This is a genomic window from Paracoccus sp. S4493 (genome assembly GCF_000967735.1).
In the GTDB taxonomy this organism is placed as follows: Bacteria; Pseudomonadota; Alphaproteobacteria; order Rhodobacterales; family Rhodobacteraceae; genus Paracoccus; species Paracoccus marcusii.
In genome coordinates, this window is sequence record NZ_JXYF01000066.1 from 1 (window position 1) to 20,173 (window position 20,173).

At 68.7% G+C, this 20,173-nt stretch carries 23 protein-coding genes and 1 pseudogene; 18 read left to right on the top strand and 6 right to left on the bottom strand.

Annotation, left to right across the window (positions count from 1 at the left end; translation table 11 throughout):
• From TW83_RS21135 to dxs, 5 genes and pseudogenes are all read left to right on the top strand, one after another.
• Positions 1–312: pseudogene (locus TW83_RS21135) on the top strand (tRNA (N(6)-L-threonylcarbamoyladenosine(37)-C(2))-methylthiotransferase MtaB); the annotation flags it as partial.
• A 123-nt stretch (positions 313–435) separates the two neighbouring features.
• Complete coding sequence (locus tag TW83_RS10825) at positions 436–1,347, top strand: histone deacetylase family protein (RefSeq protein ID WP_045982790.1); 912 nt, start codon at positions 436–438, stop codon at positions 1,345–1,347.
• Positions 1,347–1,583 (top strand): exodeoxyribonuclease VII small subunit, encoded by a 237-nt coding sequence (locus tag TW83_RS10830; protein WP_045982791.1) that lies wholly within the window; start codon positions 1,347–1,349, stop codon positions 1,581–1,583. Before TW83_RS10825 ends, TW83_RS10830 begins: the two co-directional genes overlap by 1 nt.
• Positions 1,583–2,446 carry a farnesyl diphosphate synthase gene (locus TW83_RS10835; protein WP_045982792.1) on the top strand — a complete coding sequence of 288 codons (864 nt, stop codon included), beginning with the start codon at positions 1,583–1,585 and terminating at the stop codon, positions 2,444–2,446. The genes TW83_RS10830 and TW83_RS10835 overlap by 1 nt, the downstream gene beginning before the upstream one ends.
• 26 nt (positions 2,447–2,472) lie before the next feature.
• A complete protein-coding gene (gene dxs, locus TW83_RS10840) occupies positions 2,473–4,398 on the top strand; it encodes a 1-deoxy-D-xylulose-5-phosphate synthase (RefSeq protein WP_045982793.1) in 1,926 nt (641 codons plus the stop codon).
• A 27-nt stretch (positions 4,399–4,425) separates the two neighbouring features.
• On the opposite strand, the gene fliP is transcribed toward dxs, so the two are convergent.
• Genes fliP through fliF form a run of 4 tightly spaced genes read right to left on the bottom strand, consistent with a single transcriptional unit; the run spans position 4,426 to position 7,524 of the window.
• Complete coding sequence (fliP, locus tag TW83_RS10845) at positions 4,426–5,085, bottom strand: flagellar type III secretion system pore protein FliP (RefSeq protein ID WP_239441329.1); 660 nt, start codon at positions 5,083–5,085, stop codon at positions 4,426–4,428.
• A 47-nt stretch (positions 5,086–5,132) separates the two neighbouring features.
• Positions 5,133–5,390, bottom strand: coding sequence for a FliM/FliN family flagellar motor C-terminal domain-containing protein (locus TW83_RS10850; RefSeq protein WP_042245210.1), 258 nt, complete (start codon positions 5,388–5,390; stop codon positions 5,133–5,135).
• On the bottom strand, positions 5,378–5,950 hold the full coding sequence (locus TW83_RS10855) for a hypothetical protein (protein ID WP_045982794.1): 573 nt from the start codon (positions 5,948–5,950) through the stop codon (positions 5,378–5,380). The genes TW83_RS10850 and TW83_RS10855 overlap by 13 nt, the downstream gene beginning before the upstream one ends.
• Positions 5,947–7,524, bottom strand: coding sequence for a flagellar basal-body MS-ring/collar protein FliF (gene fliF / locus TW83_RS10860; protein WP_045982795.1), 1,578 nt, complete (start codon positions 7,522–7,524; stop codon positions 5,947–5,949). Before fliF ends, TW83_RS10855 begins: the two co-directional genes overlap by 4 nt.
• Positions 7,525–7,641: 117 nt before the next feature.
• On the opposite strand from fliF, the gene TW83_RS10865 reads away from it, so the two are divergent.
• The 13 genes from TW83_RS10865 (at position 7,642) to TW83_RS10925 (ending at position 18,575) form a co-directional block, all read left to right on the top strand.
• Entirely contained in the window at positions 7,642–8,118 is a 477-nt protein-coding gene (locus tag TW83_RS10865) for a flagellar basal body-associated FliL family protein (RefSeq protein WP_045982796.1), read from the top strand.
• Complete coding sequence (locus TW83_RS10870) at positions 8,115–8,465, top strand: hypothetical protein (protein WP_045982797.1); 351 nt, start codon at positions 8,115–8,117, stop codon at positions 8,463–8,465. The genes TW83_RS10865 and TW83_RS10870 overlap by 4 nt, the downstream gene beginning before the upstream one ends.
• A complete protein-coding gene (locus tag TW83_RS10875; RefSeq protein WP_052715256.1) occupies positions 8,458–9,000 on the top strand; it encodes a hypothetical protein in 543 nt (180 codons plus the stop codon). Before TW83_RS10870 ends, TW83_RS10875 begins: the two co-directional genes overlap by 8 nt.
• Before the next feature lie 11 nt (positions 9,001–9,011).
• Entirely contained in the window at positions 9,012–9,878 is an 867-nt protein-coding gene (gene motA, locus TW83_RS10880) for a flagellar motor stator protein MotA (protein ID WP_045982799.1), read from the top strand.
• Positions 9,878–10,153: a hypothetical protein gene (locus TW83_RS10885; protein ID WP_052714842.1), complete on the top strand. Its 276-nt coding sequence runs from the start codon at positions 9,878–9,880 to the stop codon at positions 10,151–10,153. The genes motA and TW83_RS10885 overlap by 1 nt, the downstream gene beginning before the upstream one ends.
• Complete coding sequence (locus tag TW83_RS10890) at positions 10,150–12,249, top strand: flagellar biosynthesis protein FlhA (protein ID WP_045982800.1); 2,100 nt, start codon at positions 10,150–10,152, stop codon at positions 12,247–12,249. Before TW83_RS10885 ends, TW83_RS10890 begins: the two co-directional genes overlap by 4 nt.
• Positions 12,249–13,004 (top strand): flagellar biosynthetic protein FliR, encoded by a 756-nt coding sequence (locus TW83_RS10895; RefSeq protein ID WP_239441326.1) that lies wholly within the window; start codon positions 12,249–12,251, stop codon positions 13,002–13,004. The genes TW83_RS10890 and TW83_RS10895 overlap by 1 nt, the downstream gene beginning before the upstream one ends.
• Positions 13,005–13,014: 10 nt before the next feature.
• The gene (locus TW83_RS10900) at positions 13,015–14,076 is read left to right on the top strand and encodes a flagellar type III secretion system protein FlhB (RefSeq protein ID WP_045982802.1); all 1,062 of its coding nucleotides are present in this window, start codon (positions 13,015–13,017) and stop codon (positions 14,074–14,076) included.
• On the top strand, positions 14,070–14,441 hold the full coding sequence (locus TW83_RS10905; RefSeq protein WP_045982803.1) for a hypothetical protein: 372 nt from the start codon (positions 14,070–14,072) through the stop codon (positions 14,439–14,441). The genes TW83_RS10900 and TW83_RS10905 overlap by 7 nt, the downstream gene beginning before the upstream one ends.
• Positions 14,442–14,509: 68 nt before the next feature.
• A complete protein-coding gene (gene bioB, locus TW83_RS10910; RefSeq protein WP_045982804.1) occupies positions 14,510–15,553 on the top strand; it encodes a biotin synthase BioB in 1,044 nt (347 codons plus the stop codon).
• A 15-nt stretch (positions 15,554–15,568) separates the two neighbouring features.
• Entirely contained in the window at positions 15,569–16,702 is a 1,134-nt protein-coding gene (locus tag TW83_RS20565) for an 8-amino-7-oxononanoate synthase (RefSeq protein WP_045982805.1), read from the top strand.
• Positions 16,699–17,349 carry a dethiobiotin synthase gene (locus TW83_RS20570; protein ID WP_239441327.1) on the top strand — a complete coding sequence of 217 codons (651 nt, stop codon included), beginning with the start codon at positions 16,699–16,701 and terminating at the stop codon, positions 17,347–17,349. The genes TW83_RS20565 and TW83_RS20570 overlap by 4 nt, the downstream gene beginning before the upstream one ends.
• Positions 17,346–18,575, top strand: coding sequence for an adenosylmethionine--8-amino-7-oxononanoate transaminase (locus tag TW83_RS10925; RefSeq protein ID WP_045982807.1), 1,230 nt, complete (start codon positions 17,346–17,348; stop codon positions 18,573–18,575). The genes TW83_RS20570 and TW83_RS10925 overlap by 4 nt, the downstream gene beginning before the upstream one ends.
• Here TW83_RS10925 and TW83_RS10930 read toward each other — a convergent pair.
• Together TW83_RS10930 and leuD are read right to left on the bottom strand one after the other, a co-directional pair.
• Positions 18,561–19,574 carry an endonuclease/exonuclease/phosphatase family protein gene (locus TW83_RS10930; RefSeq protein ID WP_045982808.1) on the bottom strand — a complete coding sequence of 338 codons (1,014 nt, stop codon included), beginning with the start codon at positions 19,572–19,574 and terminating at the stop codon, positions 18,561–18,563. The two genes, TW83_RS10925 and TW83_RS10930, sit on opposite strands and share 15 nt — an antisense overlap.
• Positions 19,565–20,170 carry a 3-isopropylmalate dehydratase small subunit gene (leuD, locus tag TW83_RS10935; RefSeq protein ID WP_045982809.1) on the bottom strand — a complete coding sequence of 202 codons (606 nt, stop codon included), beginning with the start codon at positions 20,168–20,170 and terminating at the stop codon, positions 19,565–19,567. Before leuD ends, TW83_RS10930 begins: the two co-directional genes overlap by 10 nt.
• Positions 20,171–20,173: the final 3 nt, after the last annotated feature.

Consider the following 20,173-nt stretch of genomic DNA (forward strand, 5'->3'; position numbering starts at 1 on the left):
CAGGATTGCGGTCTGACCTTCCTGCATGTCTCCCCCTATTCGGCGCGCAAGGGCACGCCCGCGGCGCGCATGCCCGCCGTGCCCGGTCCCGCGATCCGCGACCGGGCCGCGCGGCTGCGCGCGGCGGGCGATGCGGCCTTGCGCACGCATCTGGAAGCGCAGGTCGGGGTTGCGCACCGGGTGCTGACCGAGGGGCCGCGCCTTGGCCGGACCGAACAGTTCACCGAGGTTGCCTTTGGCAGCGACCAGCCCGAAGGGGCGCTGATGACCCTGACCGTCGCGGGGCATGACGGGCAACGGCTGACGGTCTGACAGGGGGGTGCATGGGGGCGCTGCCCCCGCCCTGCGGGCTCCCTCGGGGTATTTTCACAACGGAGAAATGGCGGGTTGCCGGGATGCGCGGGGGCTTCTAGCCTGCCCCTTCGGAGGAGATGAATGACCTTGATCCTGTATTCCCATGACAGCGCCCGCCGCCACGTGACGCCCGATGGCCACCCCGAGCAGGTGGCACGACATGATGCCGTGATGGCGGCGCTGGAGGGGCTGGCGCTGGACCGGCGCGAGGCGCCCGTGGCGGAGGATGCCGAGGTGCTGCGCTGTCATCCCGCCCGCTATCTGCAGGGCCTGCGCGATGCGGTGCCGCAGGCGGGGACCCGCCAGATCGACGCGGACACGTATCTGTCGCCCGGCAGCCTGGAGCCTGCGCTGCGTGCCGTGGGTGGGGCCTGTGCGGCGGTGGACGCTGTTCTTGCCGGAGAGGCGCGGCGGGCCTTCGTCGCCCTGCGCCCGCCGGGGCACCATGCCGAGGCCGAGGTCTCGATGGGGTTCTGCCTGTTCGGCACTGTGGCGATCGCGGCGAAACGCGCGCTGGATCATCACGTGCTGGAGCGGGTGGCGGTCCTGGATTTCGATGTGCATCATGGCAACGGCACGCAGGCCCTGCTGTGGGACGAGACGCGGGTGCTGTTTGTCAGCAGCCAGCAGTTTCCCCTGTGGCCGGGCACCGGGGCCGCGTCCGAGCGTGGCGCGCATGGGCAGGTGGTGAACCTGCCGCTGCCGCCCGGATCGGACGGGGCGCTGGCTTTGTCGAAATGGCAGGGCGCGCTGGACCGGATGCGGGAGTTTTCGCCGCAGCTGACGCTGATTTCCGCCGGCTTTGATGCGCATCGCGACGATCCGCTGGCGCAGCTGGAATGGGACGACGACGATTATGCCGCCCTGACACGCGCGATCCTGGACGCGGCGGGCAAGGCCCCGGTGGTATCCTGCCTGGAAGGTGGTTATGACCTTCGGGCCTTGGGTCGCAGCGTGCGGGCCCATGTCGATGTGCTGATGGAGGCCGACTGATGAGCGATATCACCACCCTCTCGTTCGAGGAGGCCATGCGCGAGCTGGAGGCCACGGTCGGCAAGCTGGAGACCGGAGAGGCGACGCTTGAGGAATCGATCGCGCTGTACGAACGCGGCGCCGCCCTGCGCGCGCATTGCGAGGCCCGCCTGCGCGAGGCCGAGGAGCGGGTCGAGAAGATCACCCTGGCCGCCAACGGCCAGCCTGCCGGTACCACCCCCGTCGAGGGCCTGTGATGCAGGACCGCCTTGCGCGTGTCCGCACCGAGGTTCAGGCCGAGCTTGATCGCGCCATCACGGCGCTGCCGCCCGGCGATCTGCGCGATGCGATGGCCTATGCGGTCAACGGCGGCAAGCGCCTGCGCGCCTTTCTGGTGATGGAATCGGCGCGCCTGCATGGGGTGTCCGACGATGCCGCCCTGCCGGTCGCGGCGGCGGTCGAGGCGCTGCATGCCTATAGCCTGGTCCATGACGACCTGCCGGCGATGGACGACGACGACCTGCGGCGCGGTCAGCCGACCGTCCATGTCAAATGGACCGATGCGACCGCGATCCTGGCGGGCGACGCGCTGCAGACGCTGGCGTTTCAGCTGTTGACCGATCCGCGCATCGGCGCGCCCGACGCGCAGGTGCGGCTGGTGTCCGCGCTGGCGCAGGCGTCGGGGGCGGCGGGCATGGTCTGGGGGCAGGCGTTGGACATCGCCGCCGAAACCGCGGGCACGCCGCTGGACCTGGACGCGATAACCGAATTGCAGGGTGGCAAGACCGGCGCGCTGATCCGCTTTGCCGCGACCGCAGGGCCGCTGATCGCGGGCGACGATCCCGCGGCGCTGGACGGCTATGCGGTGGCCCTGGGCCTGGCCTTCCAGATCGCCGACGACATCCTGGACGTGACCGGCGACGAGGCCGTGACCGGCAAGCGCGTCGGCAAGGATGCCGGGGCCGGCAAGGCGACCTTCGTGTCGCTGCTGGGCCTGGACGGCGCACAGGCCGAGGCGCGGCGTCGTGTCGCCATGGGAACCGATGCGCTGTCGCACTATGGTGAGGCCGCCGGGAACTTGCACGATCTCGCGCGTTTCGTTATCGAGCGCGACACTTGAACGCCCGCCCCGGAGGAGGGCCAGCCATGACCGATCGACCCAAGACGCCGATTCTGGACCGCGTTAGCCTGCCGTCGGATCTGAAGACCCTGACCGACGCGCAACTGCGCCAGCTTGCCGACGAGCTGCGGGCCGAGACTATCAGCGCCGTCAGCGTGACCGGCGGCCATCTGGGCGCGGGCCTGGGCGTGGTCGAACTGACCGTGGCCCTGCACGCGGTCTTCGATACGCCGCGCGACAAGCTGATCTGGGACGTGGGGCATCAGTGCTATCCGCACAAGATCCTGACCGGGCGGCGCGACCGCATCCGCACGCTGCGCATGGGCGGGGGCCTTGCGGGCTTCACCAAGCGCGCGGAAAGCCCCTATGACCCGTTCGGGGCGGGGCATTCGTCGACCTCGATCAGCGCGGCCTTGGGTTTCGCGATGGCGCGGGAACTGGGCGGCGACCCGGGCGATGCGATCGCGGTCATCGGCGACGGCGCCATGAGCGCAGGCATGGCTTATGAGGCGCTGAACAATGCGGGCCATGAGGGCAAGCGCCTGTTCGTGGTCCTGAACGACAACGAGATGTCCATTGCGCCCCCGGTCGGCGCCATGTCCTCCTATCTGACGCGCCTTTATGCAGGCGGGCCGTTCCAGGAGCTGAAGGCGGTGGCCAAGGGCGCCGTCGGCATGCTGCCGGACGCCCTGCAGGAGGGCGCGCGCCGCGCCAAGGAGATGCTGAAGGGCATGGCCGTGGGCGGAACCCTGTTCGAGGAGCTGGGCTTTTCCTATATCGGGCCGGTCGACGGTCACGACATGGAACAGCTGCTGCCCCTGCTGCGCACCGTGCGGGCGCGGGCGGACGGCCCGGTCCTGATCCACGTCGTGACCAAGAAGGGTAAGGGTTATGCCCCGGCCGAGGCGGCCGCGGACAAGGGCCATGCCACCGCCAAGTTCGACGTGATCACCGGCGTGCAGGCCAAGGCGAAATCGAATGCACCCAGCTATACCGCGGTCTTCGCGCAGGCGCTGATCGATCAGGCGGGCCGCGACGATCGCATCCTGGGGGTGACCGCCGCGATGCCGGACGGGACCGGCCTCAAGCAGTTCGCGCAGCGCTTTCCGCGCCGCTGCTTCGACGTGGGCATCGCTGAACAGCATGCCGTGACCTTTGCCGCCGGTCTGGCCGCGGGGGGCATGAAGCCCTTCGTCGCGATCTATTCGACCTTCCTGCAGCGCGGCTATGACCAGATCGTGCATGACGTCGCGGTCCAGAACCTGCCCGTCCGGTTCGCCGTCGACCGTGCCGGGCTGGTGGGCCAGGACGGTCCGACCCATTCCGGCGCCTATGACACCGCCTTCCTGGCCAATCTGCCTGGATTTGTCGTCATGGCCGCCGCGGACGAGGCCGAACTGGTCCACATGGTCGCCACGGCCGCCGCACATGACAGCGGCCCCATCGCCTTCCGCTTTCCGCGCGGAGAGGGCACCGGGGTCGAGATGCCCGAGCGCGGGCAGGTCCTGCCCATCGGCAAGGGCCGCATGATCGCGGAGGGCAAGGGCGTCGCCATCCTGTCCTTCGGCACGCGCCTGTCCGAGGTGATGACCGCGCGCGAGGCGCTGATGGCGCGGGGCATCACGCCCACGGTCGCCGACGCGCGCTTTGCCAAGCCGCTGGATCGTGACCTGATCCTGGCCCTGGCCCGCGATCACGAGGCGCTGATCACCATCGAGGAGGGCGCCGTCGGCGGTTTCGGCAGCCATGTCGCCCATCTGCTGGCCGAGGAGGGCGCCTTCGACAAGGGGCTGCGCTTCCGGTCGATGGTCCTGCCGGATGCGTTCGTCGACCACGACGCGCCGCGGGCGATGTATGACAGCAGCTGCCTGAACGCCCAGCATATCGAGGACAAGGTCCTCTCCGTGATGGGTGTCCAGTCGCTGGCGGCGCGGCGCACCGACCGCGCCTGATTGGTGTCGGCTGATCCCCTGCGGGGGTCAGCCGGGCGCATAGCTGCGCACCAGCGCGCCCGCGATCATTCCCCATCCGTCCACGACCACGAAGAACGCCAGCTTGAAGGGCAGCGACACCACCACCGGGGGCAGCATCATCATGCCCATCGACATCAGCACGGCCGCCACGACCAGGTCGATGATCAGGAAGGGCAGGGCGATCAGGAACCCGATCTCGAATGCGCGCTGGATCTCGGACAGCATGAAGGACGGGATCAGCACCGACAGGCGGTCTGCGGGGCCGGTGCCGGGCGCGATCTCGGCCAGGTTGGCAAGGGTGTCGGGGTCGGTGCGGGCCGCCATGAACCCCTCGAACGGCACGATGCCGCGCTGGAAGGCCTCGGCGATGCCGATCTGACCCTGCTGCAGGGGCAGCCCCGCGACGGTCCAGGCCTCGCGCAGGACCGGGTCCATGATGAACCAGGTCAGAAAGATCGCCAGGCTGACGATCAGCATGTTCGGCGGCGACTGCTGCAGGCCGATCGACTGGCGCAAAATCGACAGGACCGTCACGATGAACGGGAACGCGGTCACCATGATCGCGATGCCCGGTGCCAGCGACAGCGCCGTCAGCACCACGACCAGCATCACCGCATTGTCGCCCAGCCCGGCGCCCAGGGCGCCGCCCAGGTCCTGCGCCCACAGGGGCGAGGGCAGCAGGGCCGCGACCGCGACAAGGGCCGCGGCGCGGATCACGCCGCCCCCGTCGCGCCCAGGACGCGCACGCACAGCCGGTCTTCGGCCGATCCGTCGCCGGTCAGCTCGCCCCGCGCGATGACCTTGTCGCCCACGCAGATCTCGACCCCGTCCTCGATCGCCTGGTCCAGGACCAGGATGTCGTCGGCGCGCAGCGAGGACAGCTGCGAGACGGTCTGGCGCGTGCGGCCAAGGCGGATGGTCACCTCGACCTGGATGGTGTCGGTGTCGATCAGATGTTTCAGTGCGTCCATGTGCTGTCCTCCTGGGTGATTTCCGCGATCAGGGCGCGGATGTCGCCCGCGATGCTGTCGGGGGTAAAGTCGATGTGGCCGCCCTGCAGCGACACGGTGATCAGGTCCTGCGGGACCGGGGCGATCTCGATGCTCTCAAGGCCGGCCTGGGCCAGGCAGCGGCGGACCATGTCGGCCAGCCGGTCGTTGCAGGCGATGCGCAGGCCCACGGGGGTCGCGCGCTGCGCCAGATGGGTCAGCTCTGCCTGCAGGGCCTCCTCCAGCCGGCGCGACGCCAGGGGCGGGGCCATCAGGTCCAGGACCTGATGCAGGATCGGCGCCAGCGCATCGACCGCCTCCTGGCGCATCTGGCGGCGGCGGGTCTCGTCCGCGGCCAGACCGGCGGCGACCTGTTCCAGGCTGGCGCTCAGGGCGCGCAGCTGGTCGTCCTGGGCCTGCGCGCTGGCCTGCGCCACGCCGTCGGCAAAGGCCTGGTCCAGGTCGGCCTGCGTGTAGGTCACCTCGACACGCGCCGCGACCGCGTTCGAGAAGGACTCAAGCTTGAAGAGGGCCAGGCTCAATTCACCTTCTCCTTGTTGTCGATCCATCCCGACAGGATCTTGACGCTCTCGTCATGGCGGTCCTTCATCATCGCCTTCAGGCGGGCGACCGGATCGGCAGGGGGCAGGGCCAGCTGGTCCAGCCCCGGAAACTCGATCGGCACGATCCGCGGGTTGTCCGGAGAGGGCTCGTCGTCGATCATGCCCGTCAGCCCGCCCATCATCGGGGGCATCGGCGGCAGGCTGTTGTCCAGCATCGGCGCAGGGGCGGGCGCGCGATTGCGCATCATCGGGCGCAGGACCATCACGATCACGGCCAGCGCAAAGACGCCGATCAGCGCGATGCGCGCCAGATCGTTCAGCGCCAGACGATCAAGGAAGCCCGGCGTGGCCAGGGTGCCATTCTCGCCCAGCGTGGCGAAGGGCAGCGACTTGACGGTGATCTGGTCGCCGCGCGCCTCGTCATAGCCCACGGCAGAGGCGACCAGCTCGCGCAGCGTCTGCAGCTCGGCCTCGGACCGGGGGGTCAGGGTGGTCTCTCCTTCGGCGCCGCTCTGCGGGACGCCGTTCACCAAGACGGCGACGGTCAGGCGGCGGGTCGATCCGGGCTGGCGCTGAACCTCGCGCGTGGTGCGGCTGACCTCAAAATTGGACTGGGTACGGTTCTCGGCGCGGCTGCTCTGGCTGGTGTCGCCCGGCTGTTCCGTGGCGTCGGGCAGGTTCGAGGCCGCGGTGACGGCGCCCTTTCCGGTCGAGTTGCTCTCGTCCGTCGTCTCCTCGGTCACGGTCGAGATCAGGGCGCGGGCCTCGGGGTCATAACGCTGTTCGGTCAGCAGTTCGGTTTCGGTCAGCAGGTCCAAGTTCAGTTCGACGATGGCGTTTCCGATACCGACATGGGGCTCCAGGATGCGTTCGACGTTGCGCTTCATCTCGGCCGCGCGGTCGGCTCCTGTCTGGTCCTCGGTCGCGGCGATGATCCCGCGCTGCGAATCGATGACGGTGACGCGGTCGGGCTGCATGCCCGGTACGCCCGACGACACCAGGTACTTCAGCGCCGCGGCCTGTTCACGGGTGATCGTGCCGCCATTGGTCGTCAGGGTGACCGAGGCGCTGCCGTTCTGGTCGCGGCGGTATCCGCGTCCGGTCTCGATCGCCAGGTGGACGCGGGCGGTCTGGACGTTGGGCAGGGCCAGGATGGTGCGCGCCAGCTCTCCCTCCTTCGCGCGCCAATAGGCGGCGTCGAACATCTGCGACGTGGTGCCGAAGCCCGACATGCCGTCGAGCAGTTCGTAGCCGGTGCTGCCGGCGGCGGGCAGGCCTTCGGCGGCCAGATCCATGCGCAGGCGGTCGCGCTGATCGGCCGCGACATAGATCGAGTCGCCCCGCACCTCGTAGGGAACGCCGGCACGTTCGATGCCGGCGATGACCTCGCCGGCCTGGGCGCTGTCCAGCCCGCCATAGATCAGGGCCATGCTGGGGCGGCTGGCCATCCAGCCGAACCCCGCGATCACCAGGAACGTCCCCAGAAAGGCCGCCCCCAGGATCATCCGCTGTCGAGAGCTTCGCTCGTTCCAGTAGTCCTGCAGTTTTTGCAAAACCGTTCCTTTCGAATCATCGCGTCATGGTCGTCTGACCCTGAAATGACATGGGCCACGTTAAGAATTGGTTAGTCGCAACCTGATATTTCGGTCTGGTCAGGACGGAGAATCACGATGACCGACATTGTTGCGGCGGCACCCGAAAAGCCGCGCGGAAAGAAGGGGTTGCTGATCCCGCTGGTGGCGACGCTGGTCCTGGGCGGGGCGGGATTCGCATCCAGCTATCTGGGTTTCTGGTCGCCCTCCGGCATGCTGTCGGGCCCCGAGGAGCCGGTCCAGTCGACCGAGCACATGAGCATCGAGTTCATCGACATCCCCACCATCGAGATCGTCATCCCGGGTGGCCGCGCCCGCAGCCTGGTCCTGTCCGCGACGATCGAGACCGACACCACCCACAAGGCCGAGGTGACCCACCTGATGCCGCGCGTGTCCGACGCGTTCACGACCTTCCTCTCGGGCGTCGATCCGGCGGCCTATGACAAGCGCGGCGTCCTCGAGGTGATCCGCGCCGAACTGGTCACCCGCACCCGCTTCGTCCTGGGCGAGGAGCCGGTCAAGGACCTTCTGATCACGGAGTTTCGATTCAAATGACCCTGGAACAACTGATGCAGATCCTGCTGCTGGCGGCCTGTCTGGGGCTTGGCGTCTTCTGCGCCACCCTGGCGCGGCGGCTGCGGCGGATGAACAACCTGGAAAGCGGTCTGGGGGGCGCGATCGCCGTCATGGCCGCCGAGGTCGACCGCCTGGAACGCGCCATCCGGTCGGCCCGCGACGAGGCCACCGCCGCCAGCGAGCGCCTGGCCGAGGAGATCGAGACCGCGCGCCGCGAACGCGCCATCTGGGACCTGCGGCAGCGCATCGGCGCCGCCGCCTCCGAGGCGCCGCAGCCGATGCCTTCGTGTCGCCGCCTGCGCAAGCGTGAGGTGTCCCATGGCTAGGCATCTGCTGCCCGCGCTGACATTGCTGTTCGCGCTGCCCGCCGGCGCGATGATCTGGCAGGGCCAGGACCTGTCGCGGGTGTTTGCCGCCGTGGCCGCGCCCACCGACCTGCTGGACGGCTGCGGCGATGTCCCCGAGGCCGTGGCCCTGGCCGAGGAGCTGCGCGACCGTGCGCTGCGCATCGAGCGTTACATGGAATCCATCGACGCGCGGAAGGCCGAGCTGGCGCAGGCGGAAAGCACGCTGCGCGAACGGCTGGCCGAGCTGCGCACCCAAAAGGGCAGCATCACGGCCCGCCAGGACGGCGCGACCCAGGCCGTGCGCACCGACATCGACCGGCTGATCGCGCTTTATGACCAGATGAAACCTGCCGAGGCAGCCGCCATCCTGACCAACCTGCCCGCCGATTTCGCGGCCGAGATCCTGATGCGCGTCCAGCCCGAGGCCGGCGCTCGCATCATCGCCGCGGTCGAGCCGCGCCAGGCCGCCCTGCTGACCGCCCAGATGGGCGCGCGCAGCGTCCGCAACCCATAAGGAACCCCGCAATGTTCGGTTTCGTCGGAATATTCCTTACGATCGCCATGGTGTTCGGCGGCTACCTGCTGGCCGGCGGCAAGATGGGCGTGATCCTGCATTCGCTGCCCTTCGAGATGATGATGATTATGGGCGCCGCCGTCGGCGCCTATCTGCTGGGCAACGACAGCCATACGTTGAAGGCCACCCTGGGCGGGCTGATCCGCGCCTTCAAGGGCCCGAAATGGAACGCCCAGGATCATCAGGACGTGCTGTGCCTGATGTTCCAGCTGCTCAAGATCGCCAAGGAGAACCCCGTCGCGCTGGAACAACACATCGAGAATCCGGGCGAATCACCGATCTTCACCGCCTATCCCAAGCTGGCGGCGGATCATCATGTCGTCTCGCTGATTGCCGATACGCTGCGTTCGGCCAGCCTGAACTATGACGATCCCTACCAGGTCGAGGACATGCTGTCCCGCCGCATCGCCGTCCTCAAGGAGGAGGAGATGCACGTCCCCCACGCCCTGCAGAACATGGCCGACGCGCTGCCTGCCCTGGGGATCGTCGCGGCGGTTCTGGGCGTGATCAAGACCATGTCCTCGATCGATCAGCCGCCTTCGGTTCTGGGCAAGATGATCGGCGGGGCGCTGGTCGGTACTTTCCTGGGGGTGTTCCTGTCCTATGGCTTCGTGGCGCCGCTGGCCAACCGGCTTGGCGCGGTCGTCAAGCAGGACCTGGGCTTTTACGAAGTCGTCAAGTCGGTCCTGGTCGCGGGCCTGCACCAGCACGCCACCACCCTGTGCGTCGAGGTCGGCCGCCAGACCGTGCCCGAACATGTGCGCCCCAGCTTCGACACGCTGGAAGGCGCCCTGAGAGAGCTGAAGAAGGCGGCGTGATGACCCGGATCGGCCTGCCGCTTCTGATCGCCTGCCTGGCCGCTGGTCCGGTCGCCGCCGCCGGGCTGGACGGCTTTCGCCGCACCGCCGACGAATGGCTGCTGACCGGACAGGGGCTGCCGCGCGATTATCGCGTGACGCTGCTGCAGATGGACAGTGCCGACCGGCTGCAGGCGATCGCCTATCTGCGCCGCATCGGATTGTTGACGGAACGTCCCTGGTCGCTTGACGACCTCCTGCGCCCCGCGGCCACCAGAACGGAGCCCCGCGAATGACCCCCATCGCCGCCCTCTCGGGCAAGTCCACCAAGATCCTGGACGCGCCCCTGCTTGTCACGGGCGGCCTTGTGCTGGTCGTCATATCGATGGTGATCCCGCTGCCGGCCGGCGTGCTGGATTTCGGCATCGCCATCTCTATCGCCACCGCCGTGATGGTGCTGGTCATGGCCTCGCTGGTCGAGAAGCCCACCGACTTTCAGGCGTTCCCGGTCCTGCTGCTGGTCAGCCTGGTGATCCGGCTGTCGCTGAACGTATCGTCGACCCGACTGATCCTGACCGAAGGGCAGAACGGCAAGGAGGCGGCGGGTTCGGTCATCAACGGCTTTGCCGAGTTCGTGGCGGGGGGGTCGATCCTGGTCGGGATCACGATCTTTGCGGTGATCTCTGTGGTGAACTTCATGGTCATCACCAAGGGCTCGGGCCGCATGGCCGAGGTCGCCGCCCGCTTTGCGCTGGATTCGCTGCCCGGCAAGCAGCTGGCCATCGACGGCGATCTGAACGCCGGCGCCATTGACCACCAGGAGGCGAAGCGCCGCCGCATCCAGGAACAGCGCGAGATCAGCTTTTTCGGCTCGCTGGACGGCGCGTCGAAGTTCGTCAAGGGCGACGCGGTGGCGGGGATCGTCATCACGCTGATCAACCTGTGCATCGGTCTGGTCGTGGGCATCACGATCCACGGAATGCCCCTGGGAGAGGCGGCGGCGACCTATTCCCACCTGACGGTCGGGGACGGGCTGGTCAGCCAGATCCCGGCGCTGATCACCTCGATGGCGGCGGCGCTGCTGCTGTCGCGGGGCGGGGCCACGGAAACCACCGCGGGCCTGATGTCGACCGAGTTCGTGCGCAGCTGGCAGCCGGCGGCGATGGTCGCGGCGGCGATGGCGGTGATCTCCCTCGTGCCGGGTATGCCGAAGCCGCTGTTTCTGGGGATCGCGGCGGGGATGGGCTTCATGGCCTGGCGCATCGCGCAGAAACGCCGCATCGCGGACGAGGCGCTGCCCGACCTGCCCCTGGGCGACAGCGCGATCAAGCCTGCCGCCCGCATCGGGGACGTCCTGGACACCGACGACATCAGCGTCGAGATCGGGTCGGACCTGATCGTGACCGCGCTGGACCAGGCGCGGGGCCTGGGCAGCCGCATCAGCAACCTGCGCATCCACATCGCCCGCAGCTTCGGCCTGATCCTGCCGGATGTGCGCATCACCGACACCGACGATCTGCCGCCCGGCGATTATCAGATCCGCATCCACGGCGTCATCCGCGGTCGCGGCACCCTGCGCCCGGCCGAGATCCTGGCGCTTGGCCCGGATGCCGTGCTGGCCGATCTGCGCGGCGTGGCGGTCCGCGAGCCGGTCTATTCCAGCCCGGCCCGCTGGATCCATCCGACCGACCAAGAGGACGCGGCGACCATGGGCGCCACCGTCGTGACCCCGATGGAAGTGCTGTCCACGCATCTGATGGAGGTGGTCAAGGCCAACCTGCCCGCACTGCTGACCCTTGGCGCGATGCAGCGCCAGATCGAGGAACTGAAGACCCTGTCCGACACGGGCCGCGCCGAACGCTATCGCAAGTATTTCGACGCGATGATGCCGGACAAGGTGACGCCCGAGACGCTGCTGGCGATCCTGCGCGCCCTGCTGGAGGAGCGGATCTCGATCCGCAACCTGCCGCTGATCGTGGATGCCATCTGCGAGTTCCGCAACGTGGAATCGGCCGAGACGATCTATGAGTTGGTGCGCAAGCGCCTGCGCGGCCAGATCACCCAGCAATATTCGGACGAGGCCGGTCGCGTCGCAGCCCTGCAGCTGCATCCCGCCTGGGAGGCGGAGTTCGTGCGCGCCGATGCCGAAACCGGACGTGCGGGAGGCGGGGCGATGACCCCCGCCATGTCCAAGAAGCTGGTCGAGGCCACCCGCCGCGCGCTGTCCCTTGCTGAACCCGTCGCCCGCACCGTGCTGGTCGCGCCCGACCACCGGCGCCGCATGGTCCGCGCGGTGCTGGGGGCCAACGGCATGGCGGTCCCGGTCCTGGGTCTGGAGGAGATCGATCCCGCCGCCGAACTGCGCCTGCTGGGCACCGTCGAGGCCGCATGATGTGGGACCAGCTGCAGGCCATCGTTCCGGGGTTGGACTGGGCGCTGGTGCTGGTCTATGTCCGCGTGCAGGCCTGCGTGGTGGCCCTGCCGGGCCTGGGCGAACGCGTGATCTCGGCCCGCGTCAAGGTGGCGATCGCGCTGGCGCTGGCGCCACTGCTGTCGGGCATCGCGCCCGGCCCGCAGATGCCCGAACAGCCCCTGGGCATGATGGCGCAGGTCGGGGTCGAGATGGTTCTGGGCTTTGCCACGGGCATCATGCTGCGGCTGCTGACCATCGCCATAGACATCGCCACCACGGCCATTGCCGCGACCGCGTCGCTGTCCCAGATCATGGGCATCCAGAACGAGATGTCGCCCCATCCCATCGGCAACATGCTGCACCTGGCCGGCATGGCGGTCCTGATGGCCATGGGCCTGCCGGTCATGATCGTCGAGCTGATCGCCGACAGCCTGCGTCTCTGGCCGCCCGCGGACCTGCCCCAGGTCGAGGGGCTGGTGATGGCCGTCGTGCGCATGGTGACCGACAGCTTCTGGCTGGCGATGATGCTGGCCGCGCCCTTCACCTTGGGCGGGTTCCTGTACCAGGCGCTGTCGGGGGTCATCAACCGGGTGATGCCCGCCCTGCCGGTCGTGTTCATCGGCGCGCCCGCCTCCATCCTGCTGGCGCTGATGGGGTTGGTGATCCTGGCGCCGTTGCTGGTCGGCATCTGGGCCAACGCGGTCATGGGCTTCATGCTGCCGGCACTGCCATGAGGGACCGCGGATGAGCGAGGATACCGACGACAAGCAGTTCGAGGCCACCGACCAGAAGCTGCAGCGTGCGCGCGAAAAGGGTGACATTCCGCGATCGACGGAATTGAACGTCACGATGATGTATCTGGGGGCGTTCCTGGCCTTTTCGGTCATGGCCGGCTTTGCGGTGCGCCAATGGATGGCCATGGCCACGCGGGCGCTTGGCGCCGAGGGCTGGTCGGACAGCGGGCCGGCACCGATCGCGCGCGGCTTGGCCGCCTATGCCGCGACCGCCACGATCGGCTTGGCCGCGCTGGTGATGGGCGCGATCCTTCTGGGCCTGATCGCCACGCGGGCGCTGATCTTTTCACCCCAGAAGCTGGCCTTCGACATCAAGCGCATCAACCCGGTCAAGAACGCCGCGCAGAAGTTCGGCAAGGACGGCCTGGTGACCTTTGCCTTTTCCCTGGGCAAGGCTGGACTGGTCTGTGCGGGGGGGTGGTTCCTGTTCGCATCGCTGCTGGACCGGATCGCCGCCTCGGCGATGGCGGACGGGCAATGGGTTGCGGCGCTGGGCTCGATCCTGGGGCAGGTGCTGATGCTGGGGCTGGTCGTCTCTATCGTCTTCACCGTGCCGGACATGCTGTGGAAGTGGTTCGACCACCGACGCAAGAACCGTATGAGCCGCCAGGAGATGCAGGACGAGTTCAAGGATTCCGAAGGCGACCCGCACATGAAGGGCGCCCGACGCCAGCGCGCGGTCGACATCGCGATGAAACAGATGCTGGCCGACGTGCCCACCGCCGACGTCATCATCGTCAACCCGACCCATTATGCCGTCGCCCTGAAGTGGTCGCGGGGGTCCGGCCGCGCCCCGGTCTGCGTCGCCAAGGGAACCGACGAAGTCGCCGCTCGCATTCGCGCCAAGGCGACCGAGGCCGGCGTGCCCATCTGGTCCGACCCGCCTTGCGCCCGCGCCATCCACGCCCAGGTCAAGGTGGGCGAGGAGATCGACCGCGCCCATTTCGCCGCCGTCGCCGCCGCGATCCGCTTTGCCGAGAAGATGCGACAGAAGGCCCGTTCCGGATGGTAGACAAGATCAAGCAGCTGCAGCAGCTGGAACGCATCGCGCGGCTGAAGGCCGAGCGTCAGCTCAAGACCTTTGCAGCGTTCAATGCGCACATGACGGTTGCACGCCAACGCATCGATTCGCTGCAGGCCACGCTGGCGCAAAGCTATGACAGCACCGCCCCCCTGACCCTGCCCGAGGCGCGCATCGCCAACGCCCAGGCCGGGCGTGCCGCACGAGAGCTGCGCCATGCCGACCAGGAGCTGCAGCGGATGCTGCCCCGGTTCCAGATCGCCCGCCAGCAGGCGGCGCGCGAATTCGGCCGGGCCGAGGCGCTGCTGGGCCTGGGACAGGACGAGGCGGAACGCCGCCGCAAGGAGAAGTACTGAGCCGTCGGCGGCATTGGACAGGCTGCGACCGGAATGCTAGGCACGGTGCCAAGCCACGGGGAAGAGCCATGTTGCACAGCGATCCGAACACCGACAGCCACCGCAAGATCTGGACCGCCGAGGGCGCGCGCGCCGTCTTTGACCTGCCGCTGATGGATCTGCTGTTTCAGGCGCAGACCGTGCACCGCCAGCATTTCGACCCGAACTGCGTGCAGCTGAGCCGCCTTCTGTCGATCAAGACCGGCGGCTGCCCCGAGGATTGCAGTTATTGCAGCCAGTCGGCCCGCCATGCGTCGGGCCTGTCGGCATCCAAGCTGATGGAGGTCGAGCGCGTGCTGGCCGAGGCGCGCCGTGCCCGCGACGCCGGTGCCACGCGCTATTGCATGGGCGCCGCCTGGCGCAGCCCCAAGGCACGCGACATGCCGCAGATCATCGCCATGGTCGAGGGCGTCAAGGCCCTGGGAATGGAGACCTGCATGACCTTGGGCATGCTGGATGCGGACCAGTCGCGCCAGTTGGCCGATGCCGGGCTGGACTACTACAACCACAACATCGACACGTCCGAGGCGCATTACGGCAACGTCATCACCACCCGCAGCTTTGCCGACCGGCTGGACACGCTGGACACCGTCCGGCAGGCCGGGATCAAGGTCTGCTCGGGCGGCATCCTGGGTCTGGGCGAGGGGCCGCAGGACCGCGTCGACATGCTGGTGACGCTGGCCAACCTGCCGGTCGCGCCGGAAAGCGTGCCGATCAACATGCTGATCCCGGTCGAGGGCACCCCGCTGGCCGACGCCGCCCCGGTGGACCCCATCGATTTCGTGCGCATGATCGCCACCGCGCGCATCATGATGCCGCGCAGCCATGTCCGCCTGTCCGCCGGCCGCACCGCCATGTCGGACGAGATGCAGGCGATGTGCTTCTTTGCCGGGGCCAATTCGATCTTCGTGGGCGACACGCTGCTGACCAAGGACAACCCCGAGGAGGAAAGCGACATGCGCCTGTTCGCCAAGCTGGGCCTTCAGCCCATGCAGGCGCACGAACATCATCCCGACGCAGCGCGCCGGGCCGAATTGCTGGCCGCCGACCCCGCCATTCCGATCCTGCGCTAGGGCCGGGGCCGCGGCTTGGACCGGCTGGCAATTTATCGACGCGACCTGCAGGGTCTGGCGGGCGATGCGCGGCTGCGCAGCCTAGCTGAGCGCCGGGGGATCGACTTTTCGTCGAACGACTATCTGGGCCTTGCGCAAAGCGACCGGATGCGGGCCGCGGTCGTGAGGGCGCTGGATGCGGGCGTTCCGGTGGGCGCGGCGGGGTCGCGCCTGCTGCGGGGCAACACCGACCAGCAGGCCGGGTTCGAGGATGCCGCCGCGCGGTTCTTCGGCGCCGAGGCGGCCTTGGGCTTTGGTGGGGGCTATGTCGCGAACTTTGCGGTCATCACCACCCTGCCTCAGCGGGGCGACCTGCTGCTGATGGATGCGCTGGCCCATGCCAGCACGCATGAGGGGGCGCGGGCCGGGCGCGCCGAGGTCGCCCGCTTTCGCCACGGCGATGTCAGCCACGCCGAGGATGTGATCACCGCATGGCGCCGCGCGGGCAACACGGGGGCGGTCTGGATCGCGGTCGAGAGCCTTTACAGCATGGACGGGGACCGGGCGCCGCTGGACGACCTGATGCGGCTGGCGGACGCGCACGGCTTTCTGCTGATCGACGAGGCGCATGCGACGGGCGTCTTCGGTCCCCGGGGGCGGGGACTGGCCCACCACCTGGAAGGACGCGACAACGTCGTGACGCTGCATACGCTTGGCAAGGCCCTGGGCGGGTCCGGTGCGCTGATCTGCGGGGCGCGGGTGCTGATCGATTTCCTGGTGAACCGCTGCCGGCCCTTCATCTTTGCCACCGCGCCGTCGCCGCTGATGGCGGCCGCGGGGCTGGAGGCGCTGGCGATGCTGCAGGACGAACCGTGGCGCCAGGCGACCTTGGCGGGCCATGTCGTGGCGTTCCACGACCAAATGGCGCGCCGCCTGCCGCAGGTTCCGCTGAGCGGCAGCCAGATCGTGCCGCTGATCGTCGGACCCAATGCCAAAACCATGGCGCTGGCTGCACAGGTGGTGGCGCGCGGGTTCGACGTGCGCGGCATCCGCCCTCCGACGGTGCCCGAGGGCACGTCGCGGCTGCGGGTGTCGCTGACGCTGAACGCCACGCGCGCGGATGTGCTGCGGCTGGCCGAGACGCTGGAGGACCTGTGGCCCGATTTGTGATCACAAGCACCGGCACCGATGTCGGCAAGACGGTCTTCGCAGCCGGGCTGTGCGGGCTGATCGGGGCAGAGTACTGGAAGCCGGTGCAGTCGGGGCTGGCCGGGAACGTCGAAAACGACGCTATTTCCGCTGCCCGTGGGGATTCCACCCAACCCGGCACCGACCGCGCCGATGTCGAGCGGCTGTCCGGCGCCCGGACCCACCCCGAGGCCGTGCTGCTGCCCCAGCCCCTGTCGCCGCACCGGGCGGCGGAACTGGCGGGCGTCACGCTGGACCCGGCGGGCTGGACGCCGCCTGATGCCGCGCGGCTGGTGATCGAGGGGGCGGGCGGCGCACTGGTGCCCGTCACGCGGCAGGTGCTGTTCGCGGACCTGTTTGCGCGCTGGCAGATGCCGGTGATCGTCGTCTGTGCCACGGGGCTGGGCACGATCAGCCACAGCCTGACTGCGCTGGAGAGCCTGCGCGCGCGTGGCGTGCCGGTGCATGGCGTGGCCTTCGTCGGGCCTGCGAATGACGACAACATGGCGACGATCGGCGATCTGGGTCGGGTCAGGGTGCTGGGACGCCTGCCTTTGCTGGACCAGCTGGACAGGGACAGCCTGACCGCCGCGATGCGGGCCGCGTTTAGCGCAGGGGATTTCGCATGAGCGCCGTCTGGCATCCGTTCTTCCAGCATGGCACCGAACCGGCCCCGCCCCGGGCGGTCGGCACCCAGGGCGCGCATATCCTGACCGATCGCGGCCCGCTGCTGGACGGGATCAGCAGTTGGTGGGTGGTCACGCATGGCCACAATCAGCCCCAGATCGTGGAGGCCATCCGCGAGACCGCCGGGCGGCTGGACCAAGTGATCTTTGCCGGGCTGACCCATGACCCGGCGGAGGAGCTGGCCGAGGCGCTGGTGGCGATGACGCCCGCGGGGCTGGACTACGTGTTCTACAGCGACAGCGGGTCGACCGCGGTCGAGGTCGCGTTGAAGATGGCCCTGGGCTATTGGCGTCACGAGGGCGACGGCCGCCACCGCATCGCGGTGATCGAGGACAGCTATCACGGCGATACCATCGGCACGATGAGCGTCGGAGAGCGGGGGGTCTTCAACGCGGCCTATGACCCGCTGATGTTCGGGGTGGACCGGTTGCCCTTTCCCGAGGGCGACGGTGCCGCGACGCTGTCAGCGTTCGAGGCGCTGGCGTCCAGCGGCCGGATGGCGGCGATTATTCTGGAGCCCTTGGTGCTGGGCGCGGGGGGGATGCGGATGTACGCCCCCGCGGTTCTGGCCGGGCTGCGGGCGATCTGCGACCGCCACGACGTGCTGATGATTGCCGACGAGGTGATGACCGGATGGGGCCGCACCGGGCGGTTATGGGCGTGCGATCATGCGGGCATTGCGCCCGATATCCTCTGCACGTCCAAGGGGTTGACCGGGGGCGTGGTGCCGCTGGCGGCGACACTGGCCAGCGGGCGGATCTTCGACGCGCATCGCTCGACCGACCGGCGGCGGACCTTCTATCACTCCAGCAGCTATACCGCGAACCCGATCGCCTGCGCGGCGGCGCTGGCGCAGGTGCGGCTGTGGCAGGCCAGCCCGATGCAGGCGCGGCTGGACGCGCTGACCGCCATGCAGGCCGACCGGCTGGCGCGGCTGGACGGGCGGTTCTCCAACATCCGCCAATGCGGCACCATCGCCGCCGCCGACCTGGTCGTGCCACAGGGCGGCTATCTGTCCGAAGTCGGGCCGCGGATGCGGGCGCATTGCATGGATCGCGGCGTGCTGCTGCGTCCCTTGGGGAACACAATCTATGTGCTGCCGCCTTATTGCGTGACGGGGGGCGACCTGGATGCGGCCTGGGAGGCCGTCACCTCATTTGAGGTCTAGGTCGACCCAGACCAGCCTGCGATGCGAGGCCAGCGCCACGGCCTCTGCCAGCGGATCGTCGGGCGCGGGCCAGACGACACCCGACGCCAGCACCGACAGCCCCTGCGCCGGCAGGACGTAGTCCAGTCGCAGGTTGCCCGGCGCGCGGTCGTATTTCGCCGTATCCAGCGCCGGGTCGCCCCGCTGGCCGGCATTCGGGCCGGTCTGCGGAGGTTGCCATGCGCCGCGGGGCCGGGGGTCCTGGGTAACGGCGGCCAGCGCCGCCAGCGTGGCCGGATCGCCGTCGCCGTCCTGCGGATCGACGTTCAGGTTGCCCAGGATCGCAAAGGGCGCGTCGGGAAGGTGGGTCAGCCAGAAGGTGACCTCGTCATGGTTGCGGGCGGGATTGCGATCCTCGAAGGCGGGCGGCGTTGCGGCCAGTGCCAGCAGGTGCAGCGGCCCCGCAGGCGTGTCCAGCGCTACGTCCCAATGCGCCGTGCTGGACAGGCGCTGGATGTCGGCATGGGGGCTTTCGGGCATCCGGTTGCCCGGCAGGTCGCGCCACAGCGTCGCGCTGTGATCGCCGACGCCCGCGATGGGCAGGCGCGACAGCACCGCCAGCCCCGCTTGTCCGGTGAAGGCGCCATAGCCTTGCGCATCGCGGGGCTGGCCCGCGCGCCCGTCGCCGTCCAAGTCCACGCCCGTGGCCATGCCGCGGTTGGACTGCGTCGCATGATGATGCGGCATCGCATGACCCTGTTCGGCCAGCAGGCCCGCGAAAGCGGTCAGTGCGCGGTTGTCCAGGTCCCAGTCCAGCCCGGTCAGCAGGATCGCATCGGGCGCGGCATGGGCGATCACCTGCGCCGCGGCCACAACCTGCGGATCGCGGGCCATGATGTCGCGCAACAAAAGACCCGGCCCGTCGCGCGACAGGCCGGGGTCCCAGGTGGCGATGCGCAGCGGATCGGCCGCCGCCGGGCCCGCCAGCAGCAAGGCCAGGGCAAGGGCCCTTAGACCCAAGGGCGGGCCTGGGCCATCTGCGTCTCGAACGTGTCGATGGCGGGGGCCTTTTCCATCGTCAGGCCGATGTCGTCCAGGCCGTTCATCAGGCAATGCTTGCGGAACGGGTCGATGTCGAAGCCGTATTCGGTGCCGTCCGCGCCGGTCACGGTCTGCGCGTCCAGATCGACGGTGATGCGGGCGTTCGCGCCCTTTTCGGCATCGCGCATCAGCGCGTCGACCGCATCCTGGGGCAGGACCACCGGCAGGATGCCGTTCTTGAAGCAGTTGTTGAAGAAGATGTCGGCAAAGCTGGTCGAGACGACGCAGCGGATGCCGAAATCCAGCAGCGCCCAGGGGGCATGTTCGCGCGAGGAGCCACAGCCGAAATTGTCGCCCGCGATCAGGATCTGGGCGTCGCGATAGGCGGACCGGTTCAGAACGAAATCGGGGATCTCGTTCCCGTCGCGGTCATAGCGCATCTCGTCGAACAGGTTCACGCCCAAGCCGGACCGCTTGATGGTCTTCAGGAACTGCTTGGGGATGATCATGTCGGTGTCGATGTTGACCAGCGGCATGGGGGCCGCGATGCCGGTCAGGGCGGTGAACTTGTCCATGAT